The following is a 12,114-nucleotide window of genomic DNA, read 5'->3' as shown; positions in this document are numbered from 1 at the left end:
GGGCATGATGGCGGCGTGGGGGACTTCGTGATCAGACTGCTCGCCGCCGTGGCGGCCGCGTGCCTGCTGCCCGCCGCGCCCGCGCTGGCGGCGCCCGGCGACGACGGCATGGAGAAGCTGTTCACCTTCAAGGACGAGCGCATCACCGAGTCGAGCGGCCTCGCCGTCTCGCCCACCCACGACGGCGTCCACTACACCCACAACGACAGCGCCGCCGCGCCTACCTTCTACGCGGTGGACGGCGGCGGGCGCACGCTCGCCACCTTCCAGTTGCGCGGGGCCGAGGCGCGCGACTGGGAGGCCATGGCCGCCTCCAAGGACCCGGCGACCGGGCGGGGCGTGCTCTGGTTCGCCGACATCGGTGACAACCTCGACGGCGCCTGGCCGAACGTCTCCGTCTACAAGGTGATGGAGCCGCGCAACCTCACCGACGCCACGCTGCCCGCCGTCCGCTACCGGTTCCGGTACGCCGACGGGGCGCGCAACGCCGAGGGCATCATGGTCAACCCCAGGACCGGGCGGCTGTACGTCGTGTCCAAGGAGTTCGCCGGGTCGGTCTACGCGGCGCCCAAGAAGCTCCGTACCGACCGGGTCAACGTGCTGCGCAAGGTCGCCGGCGCGCCCATCATGGCGACGGACGCCGCGTACGCGCCCGACGGCTCCTCGTACGTCGTCCGCACCTACTTCTCCGCCACCGTCTACAAGCCCTCGGGCGAGGTGCTGACCAGGGTGACGATGCCGGACCTGAAGCAGGCGGAGTCGATCGCGTACACGGCCGACGGCAAGGCGCTGCTCACCGGCAGCGAGGGGCCGCGCAGCCCGGTCTATCGGGTGCCGATCCCCGAGGCCGCCCAGCCCACGCCCACGCCGACCCCGACGCCCACGCCCTCGGAGAACGAGACCGAGGCCGATGCCGAGGAGAGCGCGCAGGCCGCCGGCTCCGGTGGCCTGACCGGCACGGACGTCCTCATCTGGCTGGCCGCCGCCGTGCTCGCCATCGGCGTGATCACGCTCCTGGCCCGGCGCACCCGCTAGCGGCGCATGGTGGCGGTGAAGATGTCGCCGCGCAGCGCCCGCTCGACCACCTCGATCGAGCGCTGCAGCCGCACCAGCCGGGGCCCCTCCTCGCGGTAGGTGTCGAGCACGGCCTCGATGGCGTGGGGCGGCAGGTGGCCCTTGAGATCGACGGCGGCGGCGCGGTAGCCGGCGCGGGCGGCCTCGACGGCGGACCTGACGTGGTGGCGGGCCATCGCGGCCAGCGCCACGGGGTGCCGCCTGAGCACGTCGTACGCCCGGTAGTCGGGCGGCACCGCGTCGAGCAGCCAGGCCACGGCCGAGGTCTCCCAGTCGGGGACGCTGGGCGGACGGACCTCTGGCGGCCACTCCGGCGGCAGATACATGAGTCCATCGTACTCACGTTCGATTCCGGGTCACGAGGTCGTCAGGATGTTCAGGTCACTGTGGGCGGTTAGCATCCCGGCATGCGTCTTCACGTACGAGAGTTCGACGGGCCCGCGGATCGCACCTTGCTGGTCATCCATGGTGGCCCCGACTGGGATCACCGTTACCTCGTGGAGCCGCTGAACAGGTTGGCCGGCGAGCATCGCCTGCTCTTCCCCGACCTGCGCGGGTGCGGCCGTTCTCCTGCCGCAGAGCCGCTCACTCCCGACGCGATGGTGGCCGATCTCGTCGAACTCATCGGCGCGTCACAGGTGGACGTGCTCGGCTTCTCCTATGGCGGTCTCATCGCGCAGCGGCTGGCCATTCAGGCTCCCCACCTGGTCCGCCGCCTGATCGTCGCCTCCAGCAGCGTCCTGCCGGTGCCGGCGGACGCGTTCGAGGGATGGGAGGAGTACGAGCGCCGCAGCGCCGCTCACCCGTCGATCTGGGAGACCTCGCCGCTGCAAGGGGCAGACCTGACACGGGCCGAGGCGTTCGCGACCGCTCCGTTGGATGTCTGGCGGGAGGAGTCGCTCCCCGGCTATCTCAAGCGACTGGAGCAGGTGACCTTCACCGGTACTTATCTGCGGGCCTGGCGGGAGGGCCGGTTTCCGTCGGCCCGCTATCCCGATGCCGTCGAGCGGTTGTCGGGGGTGCCGCTGTTCCTGTTGCACGGACGCCAGGACATGACGTTCCCGGCCTCGCTGGTGCCGTTGACGCCGTGCACGGATGCGGTCGTTCTGGAGGAGGCAGGACACATGGCGCACATTGATCAGCCAGAGGCGTGGCTGGGCGCGGTCACGCGATTCCTCGCCGCTGATACGTGATCCAGCGGTGGACCCGTGCCGGATATGGCGGGGACGGGCGGTAAGTCGGAAAATCGGCTTGTGACGGAGAAGATCGGAGTCGTGGGCGCGGGCATCGTCGGGCTGGCGGTGGCGCGCGAGCTGGCCGGCGCCAGGGGCGCCGAGGTGACCGTGCTGGAGAAGGAGGGCCACGTCGGCGCCCACCAGACCGGGCACAACAGCGGCGTCGTGCACGCGGGCATCTACTACCCGCCCGGCTCGCTCAAGGCGCGGCTCTGCCGGGAGGGCGTGGCGTTGCTCAAGGAGTACTGCGCCGCGCACGACCTGCCGTACCAGGAGGTCGGCAAGCTGGTGGTGGCGAGCACGCGCGCCGAGCGGCCGCTGCTCGCGGCCCTGGCCGAGCGGGCGCGGGCGAACGGCGTGCCGGACATCGCCGAGCTGGACGGGCTCGCGCTGCGCGAGATGGAGCCGCACGCGGTCGGCGTCGGCGCGATCCACTCGCCGCACACCGCGATCTGCGACTTCCCCGCCGTCGCTCGCCGGCTCGCGCGGGACGTCGAGGAGCTGGGCGGGTCCGTACGCCTGAACGCCCCCGTCAGGGCCATCAGGGAACGCGCCGGCAAGGTCGAGGTGGTGGCCGGGCGGCAGCGGCCGGCCTTCGACCGGCTGGTGGTCTGCGGCGGCCTGGGCACCGACGCGGTGGCCCGGATGGCGGGCGCGCCAGGCGAGGTGCGGATCGTGCCGTTCAGGGGCGAGTACTACGCGCTCAAGGGCGTCGCGCAGGACCTGGTGCGCGGCCTCATCTATCCGGTGCCCGATCCGCGCTACCCGTTCCTGGGCGTGCATCTGACGCGGCGGATCGGCGGGGGCGTGCTGGTGGGGCCGAACGCGGTGCTGGCGCTCGCGTACGAAGGCTACAAGTGGCGAAATTGCGACAATTTTCGGCAAATTTTGGGTTGGCCGGGCACGCTCCGCATGGCGCGCACCCACTGGCGTACCGGCGTCAAAGAGGTCTACGGCTCCCTCGTCAAGCGCGCCTTCCTGGAGGCCGCGCGCCGCTACGTCCCTGAGCTCACCGCCGCCGACCTGGAAAGAGCGCAGGGCGGCGTCCGCGCGCAGGCCGTCGCGCGGGACGGCAGGCTCGTGGACGACTTCATCGTGGACGTGCACGGGCGCGTCGTCCTGGTCCGCAACGCGCCCTCACCCGCGGCCACGTCGAGCCTCGCGATCGCCCGGCACATCGCCGGAATTGTCCCAGCACTCGTCCAATGAGGGCATCCTAGGACGTGATGGAATCACGCCTGCTGATAGTCGAGGACGACCCCAACATCCTCGAGCTCCTCGCCGCGAGCCTGAGGTTCGCGGGTTTCGACGTGACCACGGCCAAGAGCGGCCACGACGCCGTCGCCGCCGTCCAACGACACCGCCCTGACCTCGTCGTGCTCGACGTCATGCTGCCCGACCTGGACGGTTTCGAGATCGTCAGGCGGATGCGCGGCGGCGGGCTGCACACGCCGGTGGTGTTCCTGACCGCGCGTGACGAGACCGAGGACAAGATCCGCGGGCTCACGATCGGCGGCGACGACTACGTCACCAAGCCGTTCAGCCTGGAGGAGGTGGTCGCGAGGATCCACGCCGTGCTGCGCCGTACGAGCGGGGACGCCCAGGCCGCGCCGCCCCGGCTGACGTTCGCCGACATCGAGCTGGACGAGGAGAGCCACGAGGTGTGGCGCGGCGGCACCGCCGTCGCGCTGTCGCCCACCGAGTTCAAGCTGCTGCGCTACTTCATGACGAACGCCGGCCGCGTCCTGTCCAAGCCGCAGATCCTCGACCACGTGTGGGACTACGACTTCCGCGGTGAGGTGGGCATCGTCGAGTCGTACGTGTCCGTGCTGCGCCGCAAGATCGACAACCGCAGCCCCCGGCTCATCCACACCCTGCGTGGCGTCGGATACGTCATGCGCCTGCCACCGAGCTCCTGATGCGCGGGCTGCCGCTGCGGATCAAGCTCATCGCGTCGATGCTGGCCCTGCTCGGCATGGGCATGTTCTTCATCGGCCTGGTGAGCGTCTCCGTCCTGCACGGCTACCTGCTCGACCGGGTGGACAGCCAGCTCCACCTGCTCAGCGCGCGCATGGAGAAGAAGGTCAGGAGCGACTGGCGTAAGGACAGGGAGACCGACGAGCGGCCGATCCTCATCGAGTCGGACGCGATCGCGCTGGTCAAGGAGCGCGACGGCGCGTTCGTCCCGATGCTGACCGACCGCGACGTGGACGCCAAGCCGAAGCCCGTGCTGTCGGCCGCGCCCGGCCGCGACCCCTACACCGCGCCCGCCCTGAGCGGCGACGGCGAGTGGCGGGTGCTGGAGACCGTGGGGCAGTGGCGCACGCTCGTCGTCGCGGTGGACCTCGAAGAGGTGGACGCCATCACCCGGCGGCTCGCGCTCATCGAGCTGCTCGGCGGCGGCGGGATCCTGCTCATCCTGGCCGTGGCCGGCGTCACGACCGTGCGGCACAGCATGCGGCCGCTGGGCGAGATCGAGCGTACGGCCGAGGCCATCGCGGGCGGCGAGCTGGGCCGCAGGGTGCCCGACGGCGACCCGCGTACGGAGGTCGGCGGCCTGGCCAGGTCGCTCAACGGCATGCTGGCCCAGATCGAGGCCGCGTTCGCCGCCCGGTCGGCGTCGGAGGAGGCGGCCCGCCGCTCCGAGGACCGCATGCGGCAGTTCGTCGGCGACGCCTCCCACGAGCTGCGCACCCCGCTGACCTCGATCCGCGGCTTCGCCGAGTACGCCAGGCAGAACCCCCAGGCCGACACCACCGAGCTGATGCAGCGCGTGGAGAAGGCCGCGGGGCGGATGAGCCTGCTCGTGGACGACCTGCTGCTGCTCGCCAGGGTGGACCAGCAGCGTCCGCTGCGGGTGCAGCCGGTGGACATGCTGGCGCTGGCCGCGGACGCCGTACAGGATGCCAGGATCATCGCCCCCGACCGGCAGATCAAGCTCGACGTGGTCGGCGGCGCAGCGCTGATCGTCTCCGGCGACGAGGTGCGGCTGCGCCAGGTCATCAGCAACCTCGTCACCAACGCCATCGTGCACACCGAGCCGGGCTCGCCGATCATCGTGCGGGCCGGCGGCACCACGGCCAAGGTGTTCGTCGAGGTCGCGGACAGCGGCCCAGGGCTGACCTCCGAGCAGGTCGAGCACGTCTTCGAGCGCTTCTACCGGGCCGACTCGGCCCGCTCGCGCCGCCGCTCCGCCGAGGACCGCGGCAGCGGGCTCGGCCTCGCCATCGTGCAGGCCCTCGTCAAGGCACACGACGGCACGGTCACCGTGACCAGCTCGCCCGAGTCGGGCTCGACCTTCCGCGTCGAACTCCCACTCGCCTTGGAGTGAGCGTTCAGCAAACCCTCAGCATGCTGCGTCACTCTAAGTAGGTGACGAATGCCGAGGCGTTGATCATGGTCGTGGACGACGAGCCCAGCATCAGGGACCTGCTCGCCGCCAGCCTGCGCTTCTCCGGGTTCGAGGTGCTGACCGCCAGCGACGGCGAGGAGGCCGTCGAGGTCGCCGTACGCGCCTCGCCCGACCTGGTGGTGCTCGACGTCATGCTGCCCGACCTCGACGGGTTCGAGGTGGCCAAGCGGATCGACGCGCCCGTGCTGTTCCTCACCGCCCGCGACGCCACCGAGGACAAGATCGCCGGGCTGCGGGTGGGCGACGACTACGTGACCAAGCCGTTCAGCCTGGAAGAGGTGCAGGCGCGCATCCGCGCCGTGCTGCGCCGCACGCGCGGCGACGCCGCGCCGGTCAGCAAGCTCAAGGTCGCCGACCTGGAGCTGGACGAGGACTCGCGCGAGGTGTGGCGGGCCGGCCGCCAGGTACGCCTGTCGCCGACCGAGTTCAAGCTGCTGCACTACTTCATGGTCAACGCCGGGCGGGTGGTGTCGAAGGCGCAGATCCTCGACCACGTCTGGAACTACGACTTCGGCGGCGACGCCGGAGTGGTCGAGTCGTACGTGTCGTATCTGCGGCGCAAGGTGGACGACGTCGAGCCGCGGCTCATCCACACACTACGCAGCGTCGGGTACGTGCTTAGGGAGCCGCCTGCGGGTTAGCGTGCAGGCATGGACCTGCTCGGCGCGCTCGAGTCGCTGCGGCGGCCGCTGGACCGGGAGCTGTTCCCGCTGGCCGTCGGCGATGTGGCGGCCGAGCGGCGTGCGCTGCGCGACCTGACCGGGCAGCTCGACGACTATCTGCTGCCGCGGCTGCGCTCGATCGACGCGCCGCTGCTCGCCGTCGTCGGCGGCTCCACGGGGGCCGGCAAGTCCACGCTGGTCAACTCGCTGGTCGGGGCCGACGTGGCCGAGCCTGGCGTGCTGCGGCCCACCACGCTGGTGCCGACGCTCGTCGTCAGCCCGGCCGACCGCTCCTGGTTCATGGGCCAGAACGTGCTGCCGGGGCTGTCCCGCGTCACCGGCGACGGGCCGGGCGCGCTGCGCGTCGTCACCTCGCCCGCGCTCGGGGCGGGGCTCGCGCTGCTCGACGCGCCCGACATCGACTCCGTGGTGACCGCCAACCGGGAGCTGGCCGCCCAGCTGCTCGCCGCCGCCGACCTGTGGTTGTTCGTCACCACCGCCGCCCGGTACGCCGACGAGGTGCCGTGGAGCTTCCTGCGCTCGGCCCGCGAACGCAGCACCGCGCTCGCCGTCGTCCTCGACCGGGTGCCGCCCGAGGCCGTCGAGCCCGTCTCCCGCGACCTCGAACGGCTGCTGCGCGAGAACGGGCTCCAAGGCACCCGGCTGTTCACCGTGCCCGAGGCGGCGCTGCCCGACGAGAAGGCCCGGCTGCCCGCCGCATCCGTCCGTCCCATCGCCGGCTGGCTCACCGAGCTGGCCGCCGACGCCGCCCAGCGCTCCCTGGTCGTGCGGCAGACGCTCACCGGGGCGCTCGACAGCCTGGCCACCCGCGTGCCGGCGCTGGCCGCCGCCGTCGAACGCCAGCAGGGCGCCTTCGAGTCGCTGCGTGACATCGTCGAGGCGGCGTACGCGGGCGGCATGGCCGACTTCGACGCCGGCATGCGCGACGGGTCCCTGCTGCGGGGCGAGGTGCTGGCCCGGTGGCAGGACTTCATCGGCACCGGCGACCTCATGCGCTCCCTGGAGAGCCGGGTCGGGTGGCTGCGTGACCGGGTCGTCGGGTTCTTCACCGGGCGGGCGCCCGAGGTGCAGCTTCGCGACGCGCTGGAGAGTGGGGTCGAGGCGCTCATCAGGGGTTCCGCCGACGGCGCCGCGGAACGCGCCCTTGAGGGGTGGTCGGCCGCGCCCGGCGGTCCAGGGCTGCTCGACCGGCTCGGCGCCGTCGAGTCCGCGCGCCTCGGCCGGGCCTCCGCCGACCTCGCGCAGCGGGCGGAGGCGGCGGTGCGGGGGTGGCAGGCGTACGTGCTGGACCTCGTCCGCGAGGAGGGCGCCGAACGGCGCACCGCCGCTCGCATGGCGTCCTTCAGCGTGAACGGGGCCGGGCTCCTGCTCATGCTGGCCGTCTTCGCCTCCACCGGCGGGCTCACCGGGATCGAGGTGGGGATCGCGGGCGGCACGAGCGTGCTGTCCCAGAAGATCCTGGAGGCCGTCTTCGGCGACCAGGCCGTACGCACGCTCACCGCCCGCGCCCGCGAGGACCTCCGTGACCGCGTACGCGAGCTGCTGGCCGACGAAGCGGACCGCTTCCTCGACCTGCTGGACGCGGTCGAGCCGCCCCGTGACACCGCCGACGCCCTGCGCGCCGCCGCCCGCCGCATCCAGGAGCACCGCAGGGAGCTTCCGACCGCCGAACTCCCCGCGCTGGGAGAGGGCCCGCGTGGGCCGTCTGCTGCCGAGGAGGGGCGTGGGCGGCCCGGCTCTGGACGGGAGGAGGGGGCGTGAAGGTGCTGCGGCGTAAGGAGGGGCCGTCGCTGGACGTCCGGCTGGCCGCTCTCGTTGAAGCCACCGAGCTGGGAGCGGGGCGGTTGCCGGATGGGGTCGTGGCGGCGGCTCGGGAGGTGGCCGGGCGGGCCGGGGCGCGGCGGGAGCTGTCGCTTGAGCACACCGTGGTCGCCCTGGCCGGCGCCACCGGCAGCGGCAAGTCCTCGCTCTACAACGCCCTCGCAGGACGGCAGCTCGCGGACGTCGGCGTCACCAGGCCCACGACCTCGACCGCCCAGGCCGCCCTGTGGGACGGCGACGGAGCGGGCCCGCTCCTCGACTGGCTGGAGGTGCCGCACCGCCACCCGGCGGGCGAGACCGGCGACCTGGCCGGGCTCGTCCTGCTCGACCTGCCCGACCACGACTCCATCCGCCTGTCCCACCGCCTGGAGGTGGACCGGCTGGTACGCCAGGTGGACGTGCTGGTGTGGGTGGTGGACCCGCAGAAGTACGCCGACGCCGCGCTGCACGAGCGCTACCTGCGCCCGCTGGCCGGGCATCGCGACGTGACGGTGGTGGTGCTCAACCAGGTGGACCGGCTGCCGCCCGCCGCCGTCGACCGCTGTCTCGACGACCTGCGCCGCCTCCTGGACGGCGACGGCCTCACCGGCGTCCCGGTGCTCGCGGTCTCGGCCAGGACCGGCCAGGGCCTCGACGACCTGCGCGGTCTGCTGGCCGAGCGCGTCGCGGACCGCCGCTCGTGGTCGGCCCGCCTCTCCGCCGACGTGACCACCGCCGCCGGTCACCTCGCCACCGATCCACAAGCCACCGGTGAGCCGGACGCGACCGGGCGGGAGGGGACGGGCAAGCGGCCGGGTGGGGCGGAGCGGGGGCTGACCGAGGCGTTGTGCGTGGCGGCCGGGGTGCCGGTGGTCGTGGAGGCGGTGGCCAAGGGGCATCGGCATCGGGCCGTGGTGGCGACCGGGTGGCCGGTGACGCGGTGGCTGAGGAGGTTCAGGCCCGATCCGCTGCGCAGGTTGCGCATCGAGGCGGGCCGGGGCGAGGACGTCGTCGGGCGGACGTCGGTGCCGGCCGCGTCCGGGGCGCAGCGGGCTCGGGTCGAGACCGCGATCAGGGACGTCGGCGAGGCGGCGGCGGACGGCCTGCCCGGCCCTTGGGCGGCGGCCGTGCGGCAGGCGGCGCGGTCGCGGGCCGGTGAGCTGACGGACGCCGTGGACCGGGTGGTGGCCACGACCTCGGCGGGCGCGACCAGGCGGCCACGGTGGTGGCGGGCGGTCAACGTCCTGCAGTGGCTGGTCTTCGGGGCCCTGCTGGCGGGGGCGCTGTGGCTGGGCGTGCTGTTCGCGATGGACTACCTGCGGCTGCCGCAGCCGCCGCTCCCGACCGCCGGCGAGGTGCCGTGGCCGACGGTGCTGCTGCTGGGCGGGGCGGTGGCGGGCGTGCTCATCGCGCTGGCGTCGCGGCTTGCGGCCTGGCTGGGCGGGCGGCGCAGGGCCAGGCGTACGGCCAAGGCACTCCGTACGGCCATCGCGCAGGTCGGCCGTGAGCTGGTGCTGGAGCCGGTGGATGCGGAACTGGCCACCTACGCCCGCTTCACCGAAGCCGTCACCGTGGCCCGCGGTTGATCAGGGTCGCGGCGAGGGCCGCGGCCAGCAGGGCGAAGACGGCGGCGGCGGGAAAGGGGGCCGACGGGCCGAACCGTTCGCCCGCCACGCCGGCCGCCGCCGAGCCCAGCGCGCCGCCGATGCCGATCGCCGTGGACACCCAGCCGAACGCCTCGCCCTGGGCGGCCGGCGCGTACTCGTCCACCAGCAGGGACGACGTCGTGAGGGACGGATTGAGCACCAGCCCGCCCGCGAACAGCGCCACCCAGAACACCGCCAGCGGCCCCGCCAGCGCCAGCGGCGCGAGAACGAGCCCGAGCACGAGCAGCAGCGAGGCGAGCCGCACCGGGACGCGCGACCGCCAGACGCGGGCCCCGTACGCGGCGGCGCCCGCGATGCCGCCCAGCGACAGGGCGGCCACGAGCAGCCCGGTCGCGGCCGGGACGTCGCGGGCGGCGGCCAGCGCGGGCACGCCCACCTGTAGCGCCCCCACGACGGCCCCGAGCAGCGTGGTCACGGCCAGCAGCATGAGCATCCGCCGGTCGGCGAACACCCGCCCCCGCTGCCGGACGGCCGCGACATGCCCCGTGCGCAGCGCGCGGGCGAAGGCCAGCGTCCCTGCCCCGGCCGCCCCCGCGACCACGCCCAGCGCCGGCGACGACGAGGCCACCGCGATCAGCAGCCCGAACACCAGCGGCCCGACCATCATGGCCGTCTCCTGGACGAGGTAGACGAGGCTGTAGGCGGCCGTCCGCCCCTCGGCGGCCATCCTGGCGCCCCACGCGATGCGCATGCTGACCGAGATCGGCGGCAGGCCGATGCCCGCCGTCCAGGCCAGCAGGGGCAGCGGCCACCACGGCCGGCCGGCGCGGGCGCAGGCGAGCAGCGCCAGCAGCGCCGCCACATGCAGGACCGCCGTGCCGGCCAGCACCGGGCCGGCGCCGCGCCGGTCCATCAGCCGCCCCTGCACCGGGCGTCCCATGCCCGCCCCCACCGCGAACGCCGCCGCCGTCGCCCCCGCGAAGGCCAGCGAGCCGGTGGCGTGCTGGGTCACGAGCACGATGCCGACGGGCGCCACCTGCTGCGTGAGCTGCGCCAGGAACCCGAGCACGGCCTGCGCCGCGACCCCGGGCAGGCCGAGCAGCCTCCGGTAGGAAAGGTCGCCCGTCATGGGCGCAGGCTACCTCTCGAAGATCAGGCGATCGGGCAGCCGCCCTCCTGCTCGATGCTGAGCGCGGCGGGGGAGACGGTCAGCAGCCAGGTGCCAGGCGGTGGTGGACGTCTCGGCGATCACATCCGCGATGTCGTCGGGGTCGGCGCGTCGCCCGTTCCGAGGGATCCGGCCACCTCGCGGAGCGCGGCGAGGAGCGGGCGCAGGAGGGGATGGGCGTCGGACCCCCGGCGTACGGCGGCGAAGACCCGGCGCTCAGGACCCGGCGTGTGGCGGACGACGACGCCGGGCAGCGCCATGTCGCGCAGCGCCAGCCGTGGCACGAGCGCCACCCCGGCACCGGCCCCGACCAGGGCGACCACGGCGCGGAAGTCGTCGGAGCAGTGGACGAGGCCGGGCGTGAAGCCGGCCTGCTGGCAGGCGAACGTGATCACGTCGTGCACCGGGTTGCCCGGGTAGGGGCCGATCCAGGTCTCGGTGGCCAGCGAGACGAGGGTCGCCGAGCCCGCCAAGGGGTGGTCGCGGGGGAGCACCAGGTCGAACGGCTCGGCGTACAGGGGGTGGCGCGACAGGCGGCGGTCGGCGGCGTCGGGGGCGCCGCGATATTCGACCGCGATGGTCAGGTCGGCGCGCTCGTCGAGGAGCATGGCGAGGCCCTGGTCGCCCTCGGCGTCGTGGACGCGGACCCGCACGCCGGGCGCGGTGCCGCGCAGCGCGGCGATCGCGGGGGAGAGCACGGCGCTGATGGCCGTGGCGAAGCAGGCCACCGTGACCTCGCCCGCCTCGCCCGTCGTGTACGCCGCCACCTCCGCCTCGGCCCGTTCGAGCTGGGCGAGCACCTCGTTGGCGTGGGACAGCATGATCCTGCCGACGGCGGTGAGATGCACGCCGCGCCCGTCGCGGTTGAGCAGGCGGTGGCCCACCTCGTGCTCCAGCGCGGCGAGCTGCTGGGACACGGCGGAGGGCGTCAGGTGCAGCGCGGCCGCGGCGGCGGTGACCGTGCCGTGGTCGGCCACCGCCCGCAGCGTACGCAGCCGCCGCGTGTCAATCACGCAGCGAGGATACGCGCCGCGGCGGCGCTCACGGGCCCCGGGCGGCACTCGGGGACGGGCGGGCGGCCTCCGGAGGCCGCCCGCCCGTGCGGCGAACGGGCCGCCCCGCGAGCCGCGGTCAG

Annotated in this window: 11 protein-coding genes; 8 read left to right on the top strand and 3 right to left on the bottom strand. The window is 73.7% G+C overall.

From position 1 onward, the window contains the following. Positions 1-15: 15 nt before the first annotated feature. Entirely contained in the window at positions 16-1,035 is a 1,020-nt protein-coding gene (locus tag AB0K12_RS45860; RefSeq protein ID WP_364575191.1) for a hypothetical protein, read from the top strand. Here AB0K12_RS45860 and AB0K12_RS45855 read toward each other — a convergent pair. Beyond that, entirely contained in the window at positions 1,032-1,400 is a 369-nt protein-coding gene (locus AB0K12_RS45855; RefSeq protein ID WP_364575189.1) for a hypothetical protein, read from the bottom strand. The genes AB0K12_RS45860 and AB0K12_RS45855 overlap by 4 nt on opposite strands. Positions 1,401-1,481: 81 nt before the next feature. On the opposite strand from AB0K12_RS45855, the gene AB0K12_RS45850 reads away from it, so the two are divergent. From AB0K12_RS45850 to AB0K12_RS45820, 7 genes are read left to right on the top strand one after another with little or no spacing between them, the layout of a single operon-like run. Beyond that, complete coding sequence (locus AB0K12_RS45850) at positions 1,482-2,267, top strand: alpha/beta hydrolase (protein WP_364575187.1); 786 nt, start codon at positions 1,482-1,484, stop codon at positions 2,265-2,267. Between the two features lie 24 nt (positions 2,268-2,291). Continuing rightward, complete coding sequence (lhgO, locus tag AB0K12_RS45845; protein ID WP_364575303.1) at positions 2,292-3,518, top strand: L-2-hydroxyglutarate oxidase; 1,227 nt, start codon at positions 2,292-2,294, stop codon at positions 3,516-3,518. A gap of 17 nt (positions 3,519-3,535) precedes the next feature. Then, complete coding sequence (locus AB0K12_RS45840; RefSeq protein WP_355414940.1) at positions 3,536-4,228, top strand: response regulator transcription factor; 693 nt, start codon at positions 3,536-3,538, stop codon at positions 4,226-4,228. Continuing rightward, positions 4,228-5,640 carry a HAMP domain-containing sensor histidine kinase gene (locus tag AB0K12_RS45835; RefSeq protein ID WP_364575185.1) on the top strand — a complete coding sequence of 471 codons (1,413 nt, stop codon included), beginning with the start codon at positions 4,228-4,230 and terminating at the stop codon, positions 5,638-5,640. The genes AB0K12_RS45840 and AB0K12_RS45835 overlap by 1 nt, the downstream gene beginning before the upstream one ends. 41 nt (positions 5,641-5,681) lie before the next feature. Beyond that, positions 5,682-6,362: a response regulator transcription factor gene (locus AB0K12_RS45830; protein WP_345391119.1), complete on the top strand. Its 681-nt coding sequence runs from the start codon at positions 5,682-5,684 to the stop codon at positions 6,360-6,362. Positions 6,363-6,371: 9 nt separating this feature from the next. Further along, the gene (locus AB0K12_RS45825) at positions 6,372-8,165 is read left to right on the top strand and encodes an ABC transporter (protein ID WP_364575182.1); all 1,794 of its coding nucleotides are present in this window, start codon (positions 6,372-6,374) and stop codon (positions 8,163-8,165) included. Then, positions 8,162-9,790, top strand: coding sequence for a GTPase (locus tag AB0K12_RS45820; protein WP_364575180.1), 1,629 nt, complete (start codon positions 8,162-8,164; stop codon positions 9,788-9,790). The genes AB0K12_RS45825 and AB0K12_RS45820 overlap by 4 nt, the downstream gene beginning before the upstream one ends. Here AB0K12_RS45820 and AB0K12_RS45815 read toward each other — a convergent pair. Together AB0K12_RS45815 and AB0K12_RS45810 are read right to left on the bottom strand one after the other, a co-directional pair. Further along, positions 9,771-10,940 (bottom strand): MFS transporter, encoded by a 1,170-nt coding sequence (locus tag AB0K12_RS45815; RefSeq protein WP_364575178.1) that lies wholly within the window; start codon positions 10,938-10,940, stop codon positions 9,771-9,773. The two genes, AB0K12_RS45820 and AB0K12_RS45815, sit on opposite strands and share 20 nt — an antisense overlap. 119 nt (positions 10,941-11,059) lie before the next feature. Then, positions 11,060-11,992, bottom strand: a complete 933-nt coding sequence (locus AB0K12_RS45810; protein WP_364575176.1) for a LysR family transcriptional regulator — start codon at positions 11,990-11,992, stop codon at positions 11,060-11,062. Positions 11,993-12,114: the final 122 nt, after the last annotated feature.

The organism is Nonomuraea sp. NPDC049419 (assembly GCF_040676995.1).
Taxonomy (GTDB): Bacteria; Actinomycetota; Actinomycetes; order Streptosporangiales; family Streptosporangiaceae; genus Nonomuraea; species Nonomuraea salmonea.
This window is presented reverse-complemented; position numbering and strand designations above follow the sequence as displayed.

Coding starts and splice junctions, on each gene's coding strand:
- AB0K12_RS45855 (WP_364575189.1), bottom strand. CDS start 1,400: ATGTATCTGCCGCCGGAGTGGCCGCCAGAGGTCCGTCCGCCCAGCGTC.
- AB0K12_RS45850 (WP_364575187.1), top strand. CDS start 1,482: ATGCGTCTTCACGTACGAGAGTTCGACGGGCCCGCGGATCGCACCTTG.
- lhgO (WP_364575303.1), top strand. CDS start 2,292: ATGGCGGGGACGGGCGGTAAGTCGGAAAATCGGCTTGTGACGGAGAAG.
- AB0K12_RS45840 (WP_355414940.1), top strand. CDS start 3,536: ATGGAATCACGCCTGCTGATAGTCGAGGACGACCCCAACATCCTCGAG.
- AB0K12_RS45835 (WP_364575185.1), top strand. CDS start 4,228: ATGCGCGGGCTGCCGCTGCGGATCAAGCTCATCGCGTCGATGCTGGCC.
- AB0K12_RS45825 (WP_364575182.1), top strand. CDS start 6,372: ATGGACCTGCTCGGCGCGCTCGAGTCGCTGCGGCGGCCGCTGGACCGG.
- AB0K12_RS45815 (WP_364575178.1), bottom strand. CDS start 10,940: ATGACGGGCGACCTTTCCTACCGGAGGCTGCTCGGCCTGCCCGGGGTC.